The organism is Rhodopseudomonas infernalis, assembly GCF_022271405.1.
GTDB lineage: Bacteria > Pseudomonadota > Alphaproteobacteria > Rhizobiales > Xanthobacteraceae > Rhodopseudomonas > Rhodopseudomonas infernalis.
In genome coordinates this window covers 274,256-295,222 of sequence record NZ_JAJNAL010000001.1, presented here as the reverse complement: position 1 = coordinate 295,222, position 20,967 = coordinate 274,256, and the positions used below count along the sequence as shown (strand labels likewise).

At 66.0% G+C, this 20,967-nt stretch carries 14 protein-coding genes; 7 read left to right on the top strand and 7 right to left on the bottom strand.

The annotated features are described in order from the left end of the window. Positions 1 to 4: 4 nt before the first annotated feature. Positions 5 to 1,729, bottom strand: a complete 1,725-nt coding sequence (locus LPW26_RS01320; RefSeq protein ID WP_238732428.1) for a cation:proton antiporter — start codon at positions 1,727 to 1,729, stop codon at positions 5 to 7. A 47-nt stretch (positions 1,730 to 1,776) separates the two neighbouring features. On the opposite strand from LPW26_RS01320, the gene LPW26_RS01315 reads away from it, so the two are divergent. Both LPW26_RS01315 and LPW26_RS01310 read left to right on the top strand, forming a co-directional pair. Further along, positions 1,777 to 2,358 carry a DUF3124 domain-containing protein gene (locus tag LPW26_RS01315; RefSeq protein WP_249784983.1) on the top strand — a complete coding sequence of 194 codons (582 nt, stop codon included), beginning with the start codon at positions 1,777 to 1,779 and terminating at the stop codon, positions 2,356 to 2,358. A gap of 137 nt (positions 2,359 to 2,495) precedes the next feature. Continuing rightward, the gene (locus LPW26_RS01310; protein ID WP_238732427.1) at positions 2,496 to 4,070 is read left to right on the top strand and encodes an adenylate/guanylate cyclase domain-containing protein; all 1,575 of its coding nucleotides are present in this window, start codon (positions 2,496 to 2,498) and stop codon (positions 4,068 to 4,070) included. 290 nt (positions 4,071 to 4,360) lie between these two features. On the opposite strand, the gene LPW26_RS01305 is transcribed toward LPW26_RS01310, so the two are convergent. The 4 genes from LPW26_RS01305 to LPW26_RS01290 all read right to left on the bottom strand — a co-directional run bounded on the left by LPW26_RS01305 (position 4,361) and on the right by LPW26_RS01290 (position 10,392). Next, positions 4,361 to 5,641, bottom strand: coding sequence for a glycerate kinase type-2 family protein (locus LPW26_RS01305; protein WP_238732426.1), 1,281 nt, complete (start codon positions 5,639 to 5,641; stop codon positions 4,361 to 4,363). Positions 5,642 to 6,020: 379 nt separating this feature from the next. Further along, complete coding sequence (locus LPW26_RS01300) at positions 6,021 to 7,256, bottom strand: ABC transporter substrate-binding protein (protein WP_238732425.1); 1,236 nt, start codon at positions 7,254 to 7,256, stop codon at positions 6,021 to 6,023. A 238-nt stretch (positions 7,257 to 7,494) separates the two neighbouring features. After that, positions 7,495 to 8,979, bottom strand: a complete 1,485-nt coding sequence (locus LPW26_RS01295; RefSeq protein ID WP_238732424.1) for a UdgX family uracil-DNA binding protein — start codon at positions 8,977 to 8,979, stop codon at positions 7,495 to 7,497. Positions 8,980 to 9,141: 162 nt separating this feature from the next. Continuing rightward, positions 9,142 to 10,392, bottom strand: a complete 1,251-nt coding sequence (locus LPW26_RS01290; protein ID WP_238732423.1) for a putative DNA modification/repair radical SAM protein — start codon at positions 10,390 to 10,392, stop codon at positions 9,142 to 9,144. A 167-nt stretch (positions 10,393 to 10,559) separates the two neighbouring features. Here LPW26_RS01290 and LPW26_RS01285 point away from each other — a divergent pair, with 167 nt between their 5' ends. The 3 genes from LPW26_RS01285 (at position 10,560) to LPW26_RS01275 (ending at position 16,573) form a co-directional block, all read left to right on the top strand. Continuing rightward, positions 10,560 to 11,345 (top strand): ImuA family protein, encoded by a 786-nt coding sequence (locus LPW26_RS01285; RefSeq protein ID WP_238732422.1) that lies wholly within the window; start codon positions 10,560 to 10,562, stop codon positions 11,343 to 11,345. Further along, positions 11,233 to 12,831, top strand: a complete 1,599-nt coding sequence (locus LPW26_RS01280) for a Y-family DNA polymerase (protein WP_249784982.1) — start codon at positions 11,233 to 11,235, stop codon at positions 12,829 to 12,831. Before LPW26_RS01285 ends, LPW26_RS01280 begins: the two co-directional genes overlap by 113 nt. A gap of 205 nt (positions 12,832 to 13,036) precedes the next feature. Further along, positions 13,037 to 16,573: an error-prone DNA polymerase gene (locus LPW26_RS01275; protein ID WP_238732421.1), complete on the top strand. Its 3,537-nt coding sequence runs from the start codon at positions 13,037 to 13,039 to the stop codon at positions 16,571 to 16,573. Between the two features lie 146 nt (positions 16,574 to 16,719). Here LPW26_RS01275 and LPW26_RS01270 read toward each other — a convergent pair whose 3' ends face one another. Together LPW26_RS01270 and LPW26_RS01265 are read right to left on the bottom strand one after the other, a co-directional pair. Next, positions 16,720 to 17,022 (bottom strand): type II toxin-antitoxin system ParD family antitoxin, encoded by a 303-nt coding sequence (locus LPW26_RS01270; protein ID WP_238732420.1) that lies wholly within the window; start codon positions 17,020 to 17,022, stop codon positions 16,720 to 16,722. Positions 17,023 to 17,268: 246 nt separating this feature from the next. Further along, complete coding sequence (locus LPW26_RS01265; RefSeq protein ID WP_238732419.1) at positions 17,269 to 17,457, bottom strand: hypothetical protein; 189 nt, start codon at positions 17,455 to 17,457, stop codon at positions 17,269 to 17,271. A gap of 407 nt (positions 17,458 to 17,864) precedes the next feature. Here LPW26_RS01265 and LPW26_RS01260 point away from each other — a divergent pair, with 407 nt between their 5' ends. Then, on the top strand, positions 17,865 to 19,286 hold the full coding sequence (locus LPW26_RS01260) for a CoA transferase (RefSeq protein ID WP_238732418.1): 1,422 nt from the start codon (positions 17,865 to 17,867) through the stop codon (positions 19,284 to 19,286). A gap of 249 nt (positions 19,287 to 19,535) precedes the next feature. Further along, positions 19,536 to 20,777, top strand: a complete 1,242-nt coding sequence (locus LPW26_RS01255) for an efflux RND transporter periplasmic adaptor subunit (protein WP_238732417.1) — start codon at positions 19,536 to 19,538, stop codon at positions 20,775 to 20,777. The last annotated feature ends 190 nt before the right edge of the window (positions 20,778 to 20,967 follow it).

The following is a 20,967-nucleotide window of genomic DNA, read 5'->3' as shown; positions in this document are numbered from 1 at the left end:
GCGGCTACGGCAGGACTTCCTTGCGCTCCGCCAGCAGCGCGTCGAGAGCGGCGCGTTTGTCGCCGAGCAGGCCGTCGTCGGCGGCTTCGATCACGCTGTACAGTTGCTCGGCATCGCTGAGCCGGGTCACCGTTACGTAATCGGCGCCTGCGCTGTAGAGCGCCTCGACGTCGGCGAGCAGATCAGCGGTGGCGACGATCTTGGCGGTCGGATTGAGGCCGCGCACGTGGCGCACCAGACGTTCGTTGGTGGCACCCTTCAGCAGTGAATCCGGCACGCTGAGAATGATGATCTCGGCGTTGCCGACGCCGGCGTGCAGCAGCGTGTCGACATTGCTGATGTCGCCATAGACCACGTGCATGCCGCGCGCGGCGAGCGTGCGATAGACGTTGGGATTGAAGTCGATGACGGTGATCTGCTGCAGCAGATCCTCGTTGCGCCGCTCGATCTCGCTGACCAGGGCGCTGGCGGCACGGAAGAAGCCCAGAATGACGATCCGCCGCGCGGCGCCGTGGCCGCCGCCATGCTCGGCGGCTTCCGCCTGCTGATCGAGATCACGCAGGCCGAGGCGCTTGAGCAGCGGAATGGCGCGGCGGGTGATCTGATCGCTGCGCACCATCACGAAGGTCGACAGCACCGCGAGCAGCACGAAGGCGAACGACGCCGCGCTCGAGGTTTCGGTGCGCAGATGGCCGGCCGGAATGCCGGTCTGGATCACCACCAGCGAGAACTCACTGATCTGCGCCAGGTTCAGCGCCGGCAGCAGGCTGGCGCGCAGCCCCTGACGCATCAGATACAGCGGCACGAAGGTGGTCAGCACGCGGCTGACGACCGTGAAGACGGCGATCGCCAGCGCCATCGAGATGATCGAGCCGTTCGGAATTGGGATCGTCATGCCGAGGCCGACGAAGAACAGCGTGATGAAGAAGTCGCGCAGCGTGGTCACCTTGGCGGTGACGTCGAGCGCGTAGGGGAAGGTCGACAGCGACACGCCGGCGACCAGCGAGCCCATTTCGCGCGACAGATGCAGCCGCTCGGCGATTTCGCCGATCAGGAAACACCAGGCCAGCGCGCCGAGCAGCACCAGCTCGGGGGTGCGGGCGATGCGGTGAAACAGCCAGGGCAGCACGTAGCGCGACAGCACCAGAGCGGTCGCGACCAGCGCCGCCACGCGGGCGATCGACAGCACCAGTACGGAGATCTGCAAATCGGCCAGGCTCGGCTGCACGGCGAGAAACAGGATCGCGAAGATATCCTGCAGCACCAGGATGCCCAGCGTGATGCGGCCGGGCAGGGTGTCGAGCTCGCGCTTCTCGTACAGCACCTTGACGATGATCACGGTGGAGGACAGCGCACAGGCGACCATCAGATACACGGCGTCGAACTGGCCGCCGCCGATCGCCAGCCCGATGGTGGCGAAGAAGGCGATGCCGAGCAGGCAGCCGCCGACCAGCTGGACGCCCGCCGCCACCAGGATCACGCTGCCGGCGCGGACGATCTTCTTCAGATCGATCTCCAGCCCGATCATGAACAGCATGAAGATCAGGCCGAGCTCGGAAATCACCGAGATCGATTCCTGCGACTGCACCAGACCGAGGCCGAATGGACCGATTACGAAGCCGGCGATAAGATAAGCGAGGATCAGCGGCTGACGGAAGAAGTGTGCCGAGAGGCCGAGCATCCAGGCGAACAGGATGCACAGCGTAATGTCGCGAATCAGTTCGTGCATGCCCTCGGCCGCCGTTGGATGGATCGTCGCACAATAAGGGTAATGCCATGCGACCGGAAGACATAACTCGGGACGATGGTCTGGCCGGCCGAATCGGTGCTTGCTACCGGATTGGGCTCGTGGCCGGGCTGCTGCTGGCGTCGGTGGCGCCATCGGTCGCGCAGGGCAAGGCGGAAGCGCCGGGGCTGGAGCAGACCTTCGCGGCGTCGCTGACCGCGCTGCCGGCTGAGCCGCTGCCAACCGCCGGCTCGGTCTATGTGCCGGCCTATTCGAGCGTCTCGATCGCGCAGGGCAAGGCGCGGGCGGACTTTTCCGTGACGCTGAGCGTCCACAACGCCTCCGAGACCAAGCCGCTGGTGATCCGGCGGATCGCCTATTTCGACGGTGCCGGCAAGATGGTGCAGAGCTATCTCAAGGCGCCGGTGGCGCTGAAACCGTTTGCCACCATCGAGGCCTTTGTCCCGACGCTGGACAACCGCGCCGGCACCGGTGCCAATTTCGTGGTCGATTGGGCCGGCAGCGGCGAGATCGCCGAGCCGGTCGTCGAAGCGCTGATGCTCGGCACCTTCGCCAACGGCCACTACGCCTTCATCTCGCAGGGCCGGGCGATCCGAACCGTCGGACCTTGAGCCGGTCGCGCCAGCCGTGGAGCGCGGCGGCGGTGAATCACAAGTCTGGTAGCGTTGCACCGTTGCGTCTTCTCAGCCCCCGCTGCCCGCTCTAGGGTTCGGCCGCCGGAACCAGAACAGCGGGGCAAGACAGGCGGATGGATCACGACAATCGGCAGGCTCTGCGGCGGCGCAGCGGATTGACGGCCGGCCTGATCGCGGTGCTGCTGCTGGCGCTGCCGGCGGCGGTGTGGCTCGACCTGACCAACCTTGCCGACGCGGCCCTACGGCGACAGGCCTCCGACCTGAATTCTGTGATCAAGAGCGTCCGGCACTATTACGCCGCCAACGTCGTCGGCCGGATCCTGGAGCACCCCGGCGACGTCAAGGTCGTGCACGACTATCAGAATATCCCGGGCGCGATCCCGATTCCGGCGACGCTGTCGCTCGAACTCGGCCGGGTGATCGGCGAGCAGCAGAGCAACATCTCCTATCGGTTCGTCTCGGACTATCCGTTCGCCAATCGTGCGCCGCACGAACTCGACGCGTTCGAGCGCGACGCTCTGGCGGCGTTGCGCAAGGATGCGAGCAGCAACATCGTGTCCGGCAAGGCTGGCCTGTTCAGCGACAGCGTGCGGCTGGTGTCGCCGGTGACGATGGCGCCGGCCTGTGTGGCCTGCCACAACGTCCACCCCGAAAGCCCGAAGACCGACTGGAAGGTCGGCGACGTCCGCGGCATTCAGGAAGTGACGATCACCCAGCCGATCGCCGCCAATCTGTTCTCGTTCAAATTCCTGCTGGCCTATTTCGCGCTGGCCGCGGTGTGCGGCGTGTCGTTCCTGGCGATGCAGCGGCGGCAGGCCGACCGCATCGTCGCCATGAACAGGGAGCTGGAGACCAACAACGATTTCCTCGCCACGCTGTCGATGAAGATCTCGCGCTACATCCCGCCGCAGATCTACAAGAGCATCTTCTCCGGCCAGAAGGACGTCACCATCCACACCGAGCGCAAGAAGCTGACGATCTTCTTCTCGGACATCCAGAATTTCACCGCGACCACCGAGCGGCTGCAGCCGGAACTGATCACCCAGCTGCTCAACGAGTACTTCACCGAGATGTCGGAGATCGCGCATCGCTACGGCGGCACGATCGACAAGTTCATCGGCGACGCGATGCTGATCTTCTTCGGCGATCCGGACACCAAGGGCGACCGCGCCGACGCGCAGGCCTGCGTGCGGATGGCCTGGGCGATGCAGCGACGGCTCGCCGAACTCAACGGAAAATGGCGCGCCGCCGGCATCGAACAGCCGTTCCGCGCGCGAATGGGGATCAACTCCGGCTACTGCAATGTGGGGAATTTCGGCAGCGCCGACCGGATGGACTACACCATCATCGGCGCGGAGGCGAACCTCGCGGCGCGGCTGCAGTCGATCGCCGAGCCCGGCGGCATCGTGGTCAGCTACGAAACCTACGCGCTGGTCAGCGACATCGTCGCCGCCCACACGCTGCCTTTGATCACCATGAAGGGCATCAGCCGAGACGTTGTGCCGTATGTGATCGATCGTCTGCACGACGGCGCGGAGAATTCCGAGGTGGTGATCGAAAAAATGCCGGGACTCGATTTCTATCTCGACACCGCCGCGGTCACGCCGGCCGACAGCGACAAGATCCGCAACGTGCTGCTGCACGCGCTGTCGTCGCTGGAGCGGCGAGAGGTGAAGTCGGCGGAGTAGCAGGATCGATCCACAACGACGGTCGTCATCGCCGGACTGGATCCGGCGATCCATCTTCTTCGAGAACGATGGATGCGCGGGCCTTCGCCGCGCCGAAGCGGCTTCGGCCGCGCGGGCGGGTCAAGGTCCGCGCATGACGGCTGAGTGATGCAATCGGTTTCGTTATTTTGAGCATACGGATCGGCGCATCGCGCCGGCCGGGCACAGGCTCCGCGAAGCAATCCAGCGCCGTGCACGGAGCTGGATTGCTTCGTCGGCTTCGCTCCTCGCAATGACGGAGCGGATAGCGCTCACACCAAGATCACTCGAATATCATTGACGTTGGTCAGCGTCGGGCCGGTCAGCAGCAGGTCGCCGGTGTGTTCGAAGAAGGTTGTGGCGTCGTTGGCGGCCAGCGTGGCGGCGGGATCGAGCTTCAGTTCGTCGAGCTTGGCGAAGGTGCGCGCGTCGATCAGTGCGCCGGCCGGGTCGGTGGCATTGCCGGCGCCGCCATCGGCGCCGTCGGTGTCGGCGGCGAGGGCGGCGACGTCCGGCAGGTCCTTCAAGTGCTGCGCGAGGGACAGCGCGTATTCCTGATTGGGGCCGCCGCGGCCATTGCCACGGACCGTGACGGTGAGTTCGCCGCCGGACAGGATCGCAAGCTTCTTGCCCGCCGCACGGGCTTCGCGCGCCAGCCCAGCATGTGCGGCCGCAACGTCGCGGGCCTCGCCCTCGAGATCGGCGCCGAGATCGGTGACCTCATAGCCGGCGTCGCGCGCGACCTGGATGGCGGCATCGAGCGATTGCCGCGGCGTCGCGATGATCTCGAACCGGGCCCGCGCGAACGCGGCATCGCCGGCCTTGACGCTTTCGTTGCGCGGATCGTTCAGCGCGGCGCGGACCGCATCGTCGAGCTCGAGCTTGTAACGCGCGACGAGCGCGCGGGCGTCGGCCAGCGTGGTCGGATCGGGCACCGTCGGCCCCGACGCGATTGCGGAAGGCTCGTCGCGCGGCACGTCGGAGATCGCCAGGGTGACGATCTCGGCGGCATTGGCACCGGCGCGGGCGAGGCGGCCGCCCTTGATGCGCGACAGATGCTTGCGCACCGCGTTGACCTCGCCGATCGGCGCGCCGGAGCGCAGCAGTGCGCGGGTGGTCTGCTGCTTCTGCGCCAGAGTGATGCCTTCGGCCGGCAGAATCCAGTTCGCCGAACCGCCGCCGGACAGCAGCACGAGCAGCAGATCGTCCGGCGTCGCGGTGGCGGCGAGGGCCAGACTGGCTTCGGCGCCGCGCAGCCCTTCGGCGTCGGGCACCGGATGGCCGGCTTCGATCACCTCGATCGCGCGCGTCGGCACGCGGTGGCCGTGGCGCGTTGTGGCGATGCCGACCAGCCGCGCGGGATCAAGGCCCAGCGTGTCGAGATAATGCCGCTCCGCGGCGGCAGCCATCGCGGCCGCGCCCTTGCCGGCGGCAAGGCAGATGATCCGGCCGCGCGGAACGTCAGGAAGGCGGGCGGCCAGGATGCTGTCAGGATGCGCTGCCGCCACGGCGGCGTCGAAGATGGCGCGGAGAAGCGGGCGATGATCGATCATGGCGCCGTTTTGGCAGGCACCAAGCGAGGCGGCAAGAGCGTGAGGCACGGCGCCGCTTCAACCTCTCCCCTTGTGGGAGAGCGGGCCGTCGCGCAGCGACGGCGGGTGAGGGGGCGCCGCGCGGAACGGCGATGCTGTTGACGTACGCGTCCGATGCGCTGCCGCGCCCCTCATCCGGCACGGACTGCGTCCGTGCCACCTTCTCCCACGAGGGGAGAAGGGCAGAGAGCTGGCAGAAGTGGAGCACGAAAAAAGCCCTCCGCGGTGGTCGCGGAGGGCTCGATGGTCAGGTCGAAGCTATGGTCGACAAGCTCGGGATTCCGGGTTCGCGAGCTGCGCTCGCGCCCCGGAATGACGAGGCTGTTGGAGGCGAGCCGAACTAACCGCCGGTCGGGGAGGCGACTTCGCCTTCGATGACGTCGCCGAACAGCTTCCAGTTCTGGCCTTCGAACCGCATCATCTGCAGCTGCTCGATCGGCGCGAAGTCGGTCGCCGAGGTGGTGAGGGTGATGCCGGGCAGCAGGCCGCCGAGCTGGACGCCCTTGAGGCTGGCCGCCTGCTTCATGACGTTCTCACGGGTGAGGTCGTCGCCGCACTGCTTGATCAGCACCGCGACGGTCTCGGCGATGTTGTAGCCGGTCATGAACGAGCTATCGGCGCGGCTGGCGTCGGGCGCGTACTTCGCCATGAACTCGTAATACGCCTTCATGCCCGGGTCGTTTTCCCACTGCTTGTCGGTGGCGTCCTTGGCGTAGGAGGCCGAGACGATGCCCTGGGCATTCTCGAAGCCGGCCGGCTTCATGACGCTGCCGGTCGAGGCCGACACGTTCGGCACGATCATCATCGGCTTCCAGGCCAGCTCGGCGACCTTCTTGATGGTCTGCGCGGCGAACTTCGGCGTCGCGAAGATCACCAGCACGTCCGGCGACTTGGCCTTGATGTTGACGATGTGGGAATCGACGGTCGGCTCGGTCAGCTCGTAGCTGTCCTCGATCACGATCTGCGACGCCTTGGCGCCGAGGCCATCCTTGAGGCCCTTCAGATAGTCCTTGCCGAAATCGTCGCCCTGATACAGCACGGCGATCTTGGCGTCCGGCTTTTCCTTCATCAGGTACTTGGCGTAGATGCGACCTTCGCTCTGGTAGCTCGGCAGCCAGCCCATCGTCCACGGGAAGCGCTTCGGGTCGTTCCACTTGGTGGCGCCCGACGCCAGGAACAGATGCGGGACCTTCTTGGCGTTCAGATATTTCTGGATCGCCGTGTTGGACGGCGTGCCGAGCGGCGAGAACATGAACAGCACTTCGTCGCTCTCGACCAGCTTGCGGGTCTGCTCGACCGCCTTCGGCGGCGAGTAGGCGTCGTCATAGGAGATGTAGACGATCTTGCGGCCGTTGATGCCGCCCTTGTCGTTGATCATCTTGAAGTAGGCGTCCTGCGCGCGGCCGACGCTGCCATACGCCGACGCGGGGCCGCTGTAGGGCACGATATTGCCGATCTTGACCTCGGTATCGCTGGCGCCGGGGCCGTATTTCTTCTGCGCCATGGCTTGTCCGCCGGCGGCGGTCAGCAGGGCGGCGGCCGCCAAAGTGGCGATCGAGCGGGAAAGGGCCGACATCGAATTCCTCATATGCTTGTTGTTGGTCTTGCTGCGGACGCTGCTCTGCAGCGCAGCATTGCGGCGGAGCGTTAGCCGGTTCGGCCCGCTTGCTCAACCCGCCAGGATCGCGACGGTTACCGGAACTGGTTCGGTTTCGATTGAATCGATCGGGTTCCGATGCCTGCACAGAAACGTCACGATGGAACAGGTGCGTTGTGTACGGTGCCATGCGGACGTTTCCGCGGCTTGGCTTGGCTCAAGCCGCTTCCGCCTTCTTGAGGTGCTCGGCGACGAGTCTGAGGTCGTCGACGAACCGGGCGTATTCGCGTTCCTTGGCGTCGGCGTCCGGCAGCCGGAGCAAATATGACGGGTGAACCGTCACCAGCACCTGCGGGCCGTCGTCGCGCTCGATCAGATGGCCGCGGTTTGCGTTGATCGGCGTCACCTTGCCGAGCACGCTTTGCGCCGCGGTGGCGCCCATCGCCACCACCAGCAGCGGCTTGATGGTGGCGAGCTCGCGCTCGTACCACTGCCGGCACGCCTTGATCTCCGGCGTGTTCGGCTTCTGGTGCAGACGGATCTTGCCGCGCGGCACGAATTTGAAATGCTTCACCGCGTTGGTGACGTAGGTCTTGCCGCGATCGACGCCGGCTTCGGCTAAGGCGCGATCGAGCATCTGACCGGCGGGGCCGACGAACGGCTTGCCGGCGAGGTCTTCCTTGTCGCCGGGCTGCTCGCCGACCAGCATCACAGTGGCATGTTGCGGGCCTTCGCCGAACACGGTCTGGGTCGCCGGCTTCCACAGATCGCAGTCGCGGCACTCGCGCGCCTGCTCGCGCAGCGCCTCAAGAGAGTCGCCGCCTTGCTTCGCCTTGGCCATCGGCTGCTCCTGTCGCTGCGGCTTCTTCGGCGCGGTCGCCTGCGCCGCGACCATCGCGTGGGTCTTGCGTTCGGCGTCTTCGATCAAGGGTTTGATCAGCGCAGCCTCCGGCAGGTTGCGCCAATATTTCTTCGGCATCTCGGCCTGCATCGCTTTGGTCTTCAGCCGCGCCGGATTGAAAATGCTGGCGTAGTAGGTGAGCCAGGTTTCCTCCAGCCGATCCTCCGACGGCGCCATTGATTTCGCCACGCCGGGCGTGATCGCGATCGCATGGCCGTCCCAATGCGCGCAGACGTCGGGCGTCAGGATCGACCAGGCCATGTCGGCGAAGCGCCTCGCGAAGAACGGCGCGGCGAGTTCGACGATGTGATGCTCCGGCTCGAACCAGGCGACGTAGCGCGACTTCGGCTCGCGGCCGATTTCGCGAAAGCGGACGAAGGCGTGCATCTTGTGCTCATCGCGGCGGATCGCCTTGGCCATCGCCTGCAAGCGCGCGACATCCGGATCGGTCGCAATTTGCATCAGCTCGGAATTGGCGCGCAGCCGCCACAGCAATTGATAGAGATACGCGAAGCGTTGCGGATCGCGATGCAGGATCACGGTCTTGGCAAGGTCGACGAACCGGGCGGGGACGTTGAAGGTTTGCGTAGGCGAGGGCGATGCGGGCTGTGAGAACGGCCCCGCTGCTTCGGCAAAACCTTGTTCCCCCGGCGCCAGTCCCGGCGCATCGAACAGTTCCGGCTCGTCGCCCGCCACCGTCCATGTCACATCCGCCGGCGCCACATCCGCCATCACCAACTCCCGCGCCGCCTTGCGCCAGCCGTCGAAATCAGTGTCGCTGTCGAGGCGGATGTGGTGCATGGTGGCGATTAGTTCGACTCCCTGATTAGTTCAGTGAAACCTCTCCCCGCGTCATGGCCGGGCTTGTCCCGGGCATCCACGCCTTTTCTGAGTTTCCGTCAGTAAGGCGTGTATGCCCGACACAAGGCCGGGCATGACGGAGGTCGTTCTTCGTCGCTTAGTTCAAAACCCAAACCCCAGTTGCTGCGCCTTCGGTCGAAATCGCTCCGCCAGCCGCGCGCCGTCGAGCAGATAGCTCGGGGGGCGGTGGTCGGGGAGAACGATGAAGGGTAGTGCCTTGTTCCTTGGGATGTGCAGCCGCGCCAGGTCGGCGGAGCGGATGGCGCTGTGCCGCCGTGTATCGATGATGCGGTCCACCGCCTTGCGGCCGAAGCCGGGGACGCGCAGCAATTCCTCGCGGCTGGCGCGGTTGACGTCGAGCGGGAAGCGGTCGCGGTGGCGGAGCGCCCAGGCCAGCTTCGGATCCATCTCCAGCGACAGCATGCCGATCGACGGATCGATAATCTCCTGCGCGCCGAAGCCGTAAAATCGCATCAGCCAATCGGCCTGATACAGCCGATGCTCGCGCACCAGCGGCGGCGCTTGTAGCGGCAGCGCGCGACTGGAATCCGGGATCGGGCTGAACGCCGAGTAGTACACCCGCTTGAGGTTGTACGAACCGTACAGGTTGGCGCTGGTTTCGAGGATGGTCTGGTCGGTGGCGGCATCGGCACCGATGATCATCTGCGTGCTCTGGCCGGCCGGGGCGAAGCGCGGCGGCTTGGCGCGGGAAGGCTGCTTGCGCGCCTCGGCCTTGGCCTCGGTGGCTTCGTCCAGTCGCAGCCGCAGCCGCCCCATGGTGCGGCGGATGGCGCGGACGTCTTTCTCGGGCGCCAGCTTGGCCAGGCTGTTCTCCTCCGGCACCTCGATGTTGATGCTGAGCCGGTCGGCATAGCGGCCGGCCTTGGCGATCAGCGTATCGTCGGCTTCGGGAATGGTCTTGAGATGAATATAGCCGCGGAAGTGATGCTTTTCGCGCAACGTCTGTGCAACTTGCACGACCTGTTCCATGGTGTAGTCCGCGCTACGGATGATGCCGGAGGAGAGGAACAGCCCTTCGATGTAGTTGCGGCGATAGAAATCGAGCGTCAGTTGCACCACCTCGTCGACGGTGAAGCGCGCGCGCGGAACGTTCGACGAGGCGCGGTTGACGCAGTACAGACAATCGTAGTTGCAGGCGTTGGTCAGCAACACCTTGAGGAGCGAGATGCAGCGGCCGTCCGGCGCGTAGGAATGGCAGATGCCCATGCCGGGCGCGGTCGAACCCAGCCCCTTGCCGTCCCGGCTGTCGCGTTTCTCCGTTCCGCTCGAGGCGCAGGAGGCGTCGTACTTTGCCGCGTCCGCCAGGATGGCCAGCTTGCGCTGCACGTCCATATGGGAATCTCCTTGATTCAACTGCCGAAAAAATTTTGCTCCGGAGACTCGGGCCGAACCCGATTGACTCTCTCCCGAGGCAGGGATTTATTAGAACATATCATGAACAAATGAGCCGGCAACGGGTTCATCGACTCTCGTAACCGGCAACGAAAAAGGAGCGGCGCATGGACGGCGCGCGCCACAGCATGCTTGCGCGCCTGAAAGGCGAGATCGACCGGCTCGAAAGCGGGACGGCCGAGACGCTGCGCCGCGTGCCGCTCGGTCATGCCGACGCCGACGCCGTTCTGCAAGGCGGGCTGGTGCAGGGCGCCCTGCATGAGGTGTTTTGCGATGGCCACCACGGCGCGGCGGCCACCGGCTTTGCGGCGGGCGTGGCGCGGCGGCTGGCCGATCAGCGGTTCCTCATCTGGATCCGCCAGGATTTTTCCGCGCGGGAGAGCGGCGACCTGGCGATGGAGGGCTTCGCCGAACTCGGCCTCGATCCGCGCCGCCTGGTGATGGTGCGGGCCCACGATGCCGACAGCGCGCTGCGCGCCGCCGCCGATGCGCTGGCTTGCAACGGCCTCGGCGCGGTGATCACCGAACTCTGGGGCGAGACCCGCGCGTTCGATCAGGTCGCCTCGCGAAAACTGACGCTGGCGGCGCAGGAAAGCGGCGTCACCGCGCTGATGCTGCGCATCGCCGCCGCGCCGCAGGCGTCCACCGCGGAGACGCGCTGGATGGTGCGCGCGGCGCATTCGCCGCCGGGTGAGGATTGGGGCGCGCCGGTCCTCGAGACATCGCTCATCCGCAATCGTCACGGCCAGACCGGCCGTTGGATCATGGAATGGAATTGTGATGCGTGCCACTTCCGTGAACCGCAGACGCATCCTCGGCCTGTGGTTGCCGAGGTTGTCGACCGATCGGTTCGAACGTCAGTTACTTCCGCCGAGCAGCGGCTCGCCGGCTGAAGCGCCACGCCCGCCGCGCGTGGTCGCCGCCAAACGCGACAACGCGCTGGTGGTAGTCGCCTGCGATGCGCGCGCGAGCCAAGGCGGGGTGCTGCCGGGGATGCCGCTCGCCACCGTGCGGGCGATGCATCCGGCGCTCGATGTGATCGATCACGATCCGCACGCCGACGCGGTACTGCTGAATGCCATCGCCGACTGGTGCGATCGCTTCACGCCGCTGGTGGCGCTCGATGGCGCTGACGGGCTGTTCCTGGATATCACCGGCTGCGCGCATCTGTTCGGCGACGAGGCCGCACTGATGCAGTCGTTGACGACGTCGCTGACCCGGCAGGGCTTCGAGACCAGCGCGGCAATTGCCGGCACCGCGGTCGCGGCGCGGGCGCTGACGCGCGGTGCGCCGCGCAGCATCGTCGCGCCGGGCGAGGAGGCGCGGGCGGTGGCGCCGCTGCAAGTGGCAGCGCTCGGCGTCGATGATGCGATCGTCCGCGGCCTGCGCCGCGCCGGGCTCAAGACCATCGGCGAGGTGCTGGCGCGAAAGCCGTCCGAACTCGCCGCCCGTTTCGGCGAAGGCTTCGTCGCGGTGCTGCGCCAGGCCACTGGCGACGACGATGCGCCGATCTCGCCGCGCCGGCCGGCACCGGACTATTTGATCGACAAGCGTTTCCCCGAGCCGGTCGCCACCACCGACGTCATCCTGCCGACGCTGCTGGGCCTGGCGAAGCTGCTGATCGCCGCGATGGAGCGAAGCGGCAAGGGCGCACGGCAGCTCGTCGCCAGCTTCTTCCGCAGCGACGGCGCGGTGCGGTCGATCAGTGTCGAGACCGGCCAGCCGGTGACGCGGGTCGAGGTGGTCCAGCGGCTGTTCGCCGAAAAGCTCGACGCGCTCAATGATCCGCTCGATCCCGGCTTCGGCTACGATCTGATCCGCCTCGCCGCCAGCGTCAGCGTGACCACGGCGGAGGCGCAGCGCGGCTTCGACACGCAGGCGCATCAGGCCGAAGATGTCGCCTTGCTGGCCGACACGCTGACGGCGCGGCTGGGTGCGCGCCGCGTGGTGCGCTATTTGCCGCAGGACACGCATATTCCCGAGCGCGCCGCATTGGCCGTGCCGGTGCAGCATTGTCCGCCGGACGCCGGCGATGCGCCGTGGCCGGCGCGGGCCGACGAGCCGCCGTTGCGGCCGCTGCGGCTGCTGCAGCCGCCTGAGCCGATCGAGGTGCTGGCCGGCGTGCCGGACGGGCCGCCGGCACAGTTCATCTGGCGCCGCGTCACCCACCGCGTCACCCGCGCCGAAGGCCCGGAGCGCATCGCCGCCGAATGGTGGCGCGCCGCCGAGCCCGGCCTGACCCGCGATTACTTCCGCATCGAGGACGAGGACGGCGCACGCTTCTGGCTGTATCGCGACGGCCTCTATGCGATCGAAGTGATGCCCCAGCAGGACGGCAGCGGCCAGCCGCGCTGGTACATGCATGGGTTGTTCGCGTGAGGGATGGCATCTGGCCCGAGGCACGACCTCTCCCCGTCATTGCGAGGCGAGTTTGTGTGCGCAGTCTCTCCCCGTCATTGCGAGGAGGCGAAACCGACGAAGCAATCCAGCGTCGTGCACTGAGCTGGATTGCTTCGTCGCTTCGCTCCTCGCAATGACGGGCTTAATGACGGGCTAAATTTTGAATTCCTGAGCCGAGACGCCCATGAGCCCGCGCTACGCCGAGATAGGCGTCACCACCAACTTCTCGTTCCTCGAAGGCGGCTCGCATCCGCAGGACTATGTGCATCAAGCGAGCGCGCTCGAACTCGATGCGATCGGCATCGCCGACCGCAATACGCTGGCCGGCGTGGTCCGCGCTTACAGCGAGCTCGACAACGAGGAGGTGGTGCACAAGCCCAAGCTCTTGATCGGCACCCGGCTGTGCTTCAGCGACGGCACGCCCGATCTGCTGGCCTATCCGACCGACCGCGCTGCTTATGGCCGTCTCTGCCGCCTGCTCAGCGCCGGCAAGCTGCGCGCCGACAAGGGCGAGTGTCACCTGACGTTTGCGGATCTGGAGGCGTTCATTCACGAACCGTCCCCTTCAATGGGTCCGCCTTCCGCCACCATCCACCACCTCTCCCAGCCGTCATGGCCGGGCTCGTCCCGGCCATCCACGCCTGTGCTGCAACTCCGCCCGCCAGGCGTGGATGCCCGGGACAAGCCCGGGCATGACGGAGCAAACCGCAAAGTCGATGACTCGCAAATCCTCCTCGTCCTTATGCCGTCCTACCGATTCCAGACCAAGCCGATCGCAGCCGCTCTGACGCGTCTCGCCGCGCTCACCCCCAACGTCTGGCTCGGCCTCGCGCCGTATTATCGCGGCGACGACAAGCGGCGGCTGGACCGGCTGCGCCGGATTGCGGCTGCGGCGAAAGCCCCGGGCATCGCCACCAACGACGTGCTGTATCACCACCCGGCGCGGCGCGCGCTGCAGGATGTGCTGACCTGCGTGCGCGAAAAGACCTCGATCGACAAGGCCGGCCGCCGGCTCGAAGGCAATGCCGAGCGCCATCTCAAGCCGGCGGCCGAAATGGCGCGGCTGTTCCGCAATGATCCCGACGCCATCGCCGAGACGCTGCGGTTTGCGGACAGGATCAACTTCACGCTCGACGAGCTGAAATATCACTATCCCGACGAACCTGTACCGCCCGGCAAGACCGCGCAGCAGCATCTGCAGGACCTCACCGAGCAGGGCATCGCCGAATATTTCCCGAATGGCATCAGCGACAGGCTGCGCGCCACCATCGCCAAGGAGTTGACGATCATCGCCAAGCGCGGCTACGCGCATTATTTTCTCACCGTGCACGACATCGTCCGCTATGCGCGGTCGCAGGACATCCTGTGCCAGGGCCGCGGCTCTGCGGCGAATTCGGCGGTGTGCTACGTGCTCGGCATCACCTGCGTCGATCCGACCGAGATCGACCTGCTGTTCGAGCGCTTCGTCTCCGAGGAGCGCAACGAGCCGCCGGACATCGACGTCGATTTCGAGCATTCGCGCCGCGAAGAGGTGATGCAGTACATCTATCGCCGCTACGGCCGGCATCGCGCCGCGATCGTCGCCACCGTGATCCATTATCGGCCGCGTTCGGCGATCCGCGACGTCGGCAAGGCGCTGGGCCTGTCCGAGGACGTCACTGCCGCGCTGGCCGATACGGTGTGGGGAAGCTGGGGCAAGGGCCTGAACGAGATGCAGGTCAAGCAGGCCGGGCTCGATCCCGACAATCCGATGATCGGCCGCGCGGTCGAACTCGCCACCGAGCTGATCGGATTTCCGCGGCATCTGTCGCAGCATGTCGGCGGCTACGTGCTGACCCAGGACCGGCTCGATACGTATGTGCCGATCGGCAATGCCGCGATGGCGGACCGCACCTTCATCGAGTGGGACAAGGACGACATCGACGCGGTGCAGATGATGAAGGTCGACGTGCTGGCGCTCGGCATGCTGACCTGCATCCGCAAGGGATTTCACCTGATCGAGCAGCACAAGGGCCTTCGTTTCCAGCTCTCCGACATCAAGTCGGAGGACGACAATGAAGTGTATCAGATGCTCCAGCGCGGCGAGTCGCTCGGCGTGTTCCAGGTCGAGAGCCGGGCGCAGATGAACATGCTGCCGCGCCTCAAACCGAAATGTTTCTACGATCTCGTCATTCAAGTCGCGATCGTGCGGCCGGGGCCGATCCAGGGCGACATGGTGCATCCCTATCTTCGCCGTCGCAACAAGCAGGAGCCGGTGGTGTATCCGCAGCCGTCCGGCGAGGCCGGCGACAAGAACGAGCTGCAGCAGATCCTCGGCAAGACGCTCGGCGTGCCGCTGTTCCAGGAGCAGGCGATGCGGATCGCCATCGAGGCCGCGCACTTCACGCCGGACGAGGCCAATCAGCTGCGCCGCGCCATGGCGACGTTCCGCAATGTCGGCACCATCGGCAAGTTCGAAACCAAGATGATCGGCAATCTGGTGGCGCGCGGCTATCCGCAGGCCTTCGCCGAAAACTGCTTCAACCAGATCAAGGGGTTCGGCACCTACGGCTTTCCGGAAAGCCACGCCGCCAGCTTCGCCAAGCTGGTCTACGTGTCGTCGTGGATGAAGCATTTCCATCCCGACGCGTTCTGCTGCGCGCTGCTCAATTCGCAGCCGATGGGCTTTTATGCGCCGGCACAGATCGTCGGCGACGCGCGAAGTAATCGCGTCGACGTGCGGCCGGTCGACGTGTCGTTCAGCGAAGGCCAGTGCACGCTGGAGGAGCCGTGCGGCAAGTATCACGCCGTGCGGCTCGGCTTCCGGATGATCGACGGCTTCCGTTGGGCCGATCCGGACGAGGAGCGGGTGCGGCGCGAAGCTGGCGAGGCGCCGAGCGACGACTGGGCGGCGCGCATCGTCGCGGAGCGGGCGAGGGGGCCGTTCGGCTCGCTCGAACAGTTCGCGCGCATCACCGCGCTGCCGAAGCGGGCGCTGATCCTGTTGGCGGACGCCGACGCATTTCGCTCGCTCGGGCTCGATCGCCGCGCCGCGCTGTGGGCGGTGCGGCGCTTACCGGACGACGTGCCGCTGCCGCTGTTCGAAGCCGCCCAGGCGCGCGAGCAGCAGGACGAGCAGGCGGCGCCGTTGCCGCAGATGCCGATGGCCGAGCACGTCGTCGCCGATTATCAGACGGTGCGGCTGTCGTTGAAGGGCCATCCGTTGGAGTTTTTGCGTCCGCTGTTCACGGCCGAACGCGTCGTGACCTGCCGCAGCGTATCGGAGACGCGCAGTAACAACCGGCGCGCGCGCTGCGCCGGCGTCGTGCTGGTGCGGCAGCGGCCGGGCAGCGCCAAAGGCGTGATCTTCATGACGATCGAGGACGAAACCGGCATCGCCAACATCGTGGTGTGGCCGGCGGTGATGGAGAAGTTTCGCAAGGAGGTGATGGGCGCACGCCTGGTGCTGGTCGAGGGCCGGATCCAGGCGAGCCCGGAAGGCGTGGTGCATCTGGTGGCCGAGCGGCTGATCGACCGCAGCTTCGAGATGGGCCGCCTGTCCGAGGGCCTGGTAAGTCCGGCGCTACCGGTCGGCGCCGAGCTGTACGAGCCGCTGACCTCCGAGAAGAACGGCTACGAAGCCCTCAACGGCGATCGCCGCGACACGCCCGACGCCCCCGCCCAACGCCATCGCCACCCCCGCGACGTCCGCATCCTGCCGCCGTCGCGGGATTTTCATTGAGGTATGACTCTCAGCGCCTTTTAGTCGCTTAGTCTGCTCAGCAATCCCGTCATGGCCGGGACAAGGCCGGGCATGACGCGGGGATACGAAAGCGCCTGATTTCAAAGGGCGCATTTCCGTTCAGGCTCTGAGGAAGCGTCGTTTTTTCATGCATCAGAGTGGCTATTCGCTGCGCTCGCTACGATCTCGTCCGACAGCCCGTTGAGATAGTTTTCAAGGTTCTCGACCGTATCGAAGTCCTTGAACTCTCCGCGATCGAGCGCCGAAACGCCGGCGCGGGCGGCGGCCTGAAGCGCTTGCAATTTGTCTGCGTCCTCCGCCTCACGACGCTCCACAAGTCTGAGACCTTCGCCAAGCACCTCGCTCGCATCTTGATAGCGGCCGGACTTGACGAGACTGTCGAGCAGTTCTTCCTGAGGCTCCGTCAGGACGACATTTCGTAAGGGCATGGGCATCCTCCTGGTTGGTCCGCAGCCAAGCAATCAACTCATAATATGCCATAGGCGTATAATCGTCTCAATTGGAATGCTGTCGGCTGTTCGATCACATGACTGCTGGGAAACCCGAAGCTCGGGTCAAGACGTGACGGCCAGACTGTTTAGTCCATCTACCTCAGGATACCGGCCATTCTTAGACAGCCTGTTTGCTGTAGCGCTCTGTAGTCATGTCAACGTCCGCAATGTCTGAACACATCACTAGTTTGTATTGACAAAATTCCTAATTAGATTATATTCCTTCTCGTCCTGTCCAACGAGGGGCGCATCATGAGGCGTCTTGGTGTGGGGCAGATCGGTCGGCTGGGTGACCAGCCGGGCGAGTTCGGCGACGTCGGCATCGGTCGACCAAGCCGGATCGACGCGGCGTCCCGCGCGGGTGGCTCGCACCCATTCGTCCGGGAGGCGTCGGGGACCCGTCCGGGCCCACTATGAGGCTCTGCGACTTGTTAGTTCGCTGGACGGGGGCAGGTGAAGGCGGCGAAATCCGCCGGATCAGTGGGGTTTTATTACCCTTGCCTGTCCCCGGAAGCACGGGCCCGACAGCCAAAAACCGCCGCCGGTGGCGCGCCGCAAGGCGACGCGCGGGCGTGCCGTTGCTCTCGCACAGGCGACGACATGGCCGCGATACACTACCCATTGCGCCGTGCGGCGCGCCGCCTCCCCTCGGGGAGGAGTCTTGCAAAACTCGGGCGCAGCGCGCCGCGGGGCCGAAAAGGCTTGGCTGCAATGTGGGACACGCCGAGCCGAAGCCTGCTAATCAGATCAACGCTCCGCCAAGGCAAGGATTCGACCCCATGCAAGCTCCCCGCGATCTGCTCGCCGATCTGTGGACCTCGGTCGGGGGCGATGCCGCCGCGCTGGAGCGTGTTACGCTGACCGGCGACGAGCCGCAGCTGCCGTCGTCGTTTCGCGTCGACGCCGCCGCCCAGGTGTCGATCGCGGCCAGCGCGATGGCGGCGGCGCAGATCTGGGAGATGCGCAGCGGGCAGGCGCAGAGCATCAGCGTCGATATGCGCCACGCCGCGATCGAGTGCCGCTCCGAGCGTTACTTGCGCCGCGACGGCGAGCCGCCGCCGCCGATGTGGGATCCGATCGCCGGCGTGTATCAGGTCAAAGGCGGACGCTATGTCCGGCTCCATACCAACTTCCCGCACCATCGCGATGCTGTCTGCAAGGTGCTGAGCTGCGCGGCGACGCGCGAGGCGGTGCAGGCCGCGCTGCTGACGTGGGACGGCGAGGCGTTCGAGACCGCCGCCTATGCGGCCGGCGGCGTGGTGGCGCTGATGCGCACGCGCGAGGAATGGCAGGCGCTGCCGCAGGCGTCCGCGCTGGCCGACCTGCCGCTGTTGGACATCACCAGGATAGGCGAGGCGGCGCCGAAGCCATGGGCGGCTCCTTGGCCGGCTCCTTGGCCGGCCGGCGATCGCCCGCTCGGCGGGGTGCGGGTGCTCGATCTGTCGCGGGTGATCGCCGGCCCGGTCGCCGGCCGTACGCTGGCGGCGCATGGCGCCGATCTCATGCTGGTATCAAGTCCAAAGCTGCCGTCGATCCCGTGGTTGGTGATCGACACCGGCCGCGGCAAGCTGTCGAGCTTTGCCGATCTCACCACCAAGGACGGTCAGGCCGCGCTACGCGCGCTGCTCGCCGAAGCGGATATCTTCAGCCAGGGCTATCGCCCGCGCTCGCTCGCGGCGCTCGGCTTTTCGCCGGAGGAAGCGGCCGCGATCAATCCCGGGCTCGTCTATGTGTCGCTGTCGGCCTATGGCCGCAGCGGGCCGTGGGCGGACCGGCGTGGTTTCGACTCGCTGGTGCAATGCGCCACCGGCTTCAATGCTGCCGAAGGGCAGGCGGCTGGTGTCGCCGGACCCAAGGAACTGCCGATGCAGATCCTCGACCACGCCACCGGCTATCTGATGGCGTGCGGCGCGATGGTCGCCAAAGCGCGGCAGGCCCGCGAAGGCGGCAGCTGGCACGTCCAGGTGTCGCTCGCCCGCACCGGCCAATGGCTGTGGGAGATGGGACGGCTGACCGAAGGCCTGCTCGTTCCCGACATCACCGCAGAAGCAGCGGCTCCACGTCTTGCACCGACGCCCTCGGGCTTCGGGATGCTGACAGCGGTGCTGCACGCCGCTCAACTGTCGAAAACGCCGGCTCACTGGGCACTGCCGTCGGTGCCGCTCGGTTCTGATCCGCCGCGCTGGCCGGCGCGCGGCTGAGCGCGTTCCCGACCTTTCACCTGTGGAGAAGGACGCCCCATGAACGTTAACGGGGAAACTGACCCGGTTAATCCGTCGTTCAGGTTCCGATCGCTACGAACGTTCATCCGGGCATGGTCTGCCAGGATGGTGCGCTGCGGTTGCCGGATATTTCATCTTTCACGCTTTTTAGTTGGCGTGTCACATGAACTCGGCATTATGAGCCGCCGGGAGGCAAAACGGCGATCAAGCCGGATCTCGAGCTGGGCCATGCTGAACGAATTATCTCAACGTCTGCGTATGATGCCGCGCAAGTGGCTGGTGGTCGCCGGTTGCGTGGTGGCCGGCGGCGCCGTGGCTGGCACGGCTCTGGTCCAGAGTTTCACGACTCCGGAGGTTCATTCGGAAATCTCCAGCCAATCGCGCCGCAGCGCCGATCGCTACACGCCGAGCGCGTCGGAATGGGCCAGCCTGACGATCGAGCCGGTGAGCGATTTCAGCTTCCGTGCCGAGCACGTCACCGAAGGCAAGATCGCGATCGACGAAGACCGCTCGACCCCGGTGTTCTCGCCCTACGCGGGCCGGGTGACTAAACTGCTGGCTCGCGCAGGCGATCACGTCCAGCAGGGTCAGCCGCTGTTCACCATCGAGGCGCCCGACACGGTGCAGGCGCAGAACGATTTCATCGTCGCTTCGACCGCACTCAACAAAGCCAAATCGCAGCTCGAACTCGCACAGCTGCAGGACAAGCGCGCGCGCGATCTGTTTGAAGGCAAGGCGGTGCCGCTGAAGGACTACCAGCAGGCGCAGACGACGCTGATCGGCGCGCAGAACGACATGCAATCTGCCACCACCGCACTCGAGGCCGCGCGAAACCGCCTGCGCATCCTCGGCCTCACCGAGGCGGCGATCGCGGCATTTCAGGACAAGGGCAAGATCAATCCCGAGACCACGATCTACGCGCCGATTGCCGGCACCGTGGTTCAGCGCAAGATCGGTCCAGGACAATACGTCAACGCCGGCGCCAGCGATCCGGTGTTCGTGATCGGCGATTTGTCGACTGTCTGGCTCACCGCCTTCGTTCGCGAATCCGAAGCCGCCGCGGTCGAGATCGGGCAGGACGTCAGCTTCAAAGTGCTGGCGCTGCCGAACCGCACGTTGACGGCGCGGGTCAATTACGTCGCCACTGCGATCGATCCGAATACGCGCCGGTTGATGGTCCGCGCCACGCTGGACAATCCGGACGGCGCGCTGAAGCCGGAAATGTTCGCCAACGTCACGATCTACTCGGCGTCCGACCATCCGGCGGTCGGTGTTCCGCGAACGGCGCTGATCTATGAAGGCGATCAGGTTCGCGTCTGGGTCGCACGCGACGATCGCTCGATCGAATTGCGCACGATCAAGCCCGGCCTGACCGCAGGCAATCTGGTCGAAGTCATCGGCAACCTGAAGCCCGGCGAGAAGATCGTCACCAAGGGTAGCCTCTTTATCGACCGCGCCGCCACCGGCTGACGCTGTCAGACATCGCGGTGCGCGCCGCTCCTTCCTTATTTCCCTCCAGCTTTCGTCCGGCCGCATCCCGCTCGCGAAGATCGGGCTCCGCGCAACCTGTCGCAGAGTTCATTTGACGGCGCGGAACGATGGTGGAGAGAACACAACGGACGCCTGATCGCGGCTCCCGCCGCCCGCCTGCCTGAAAGGT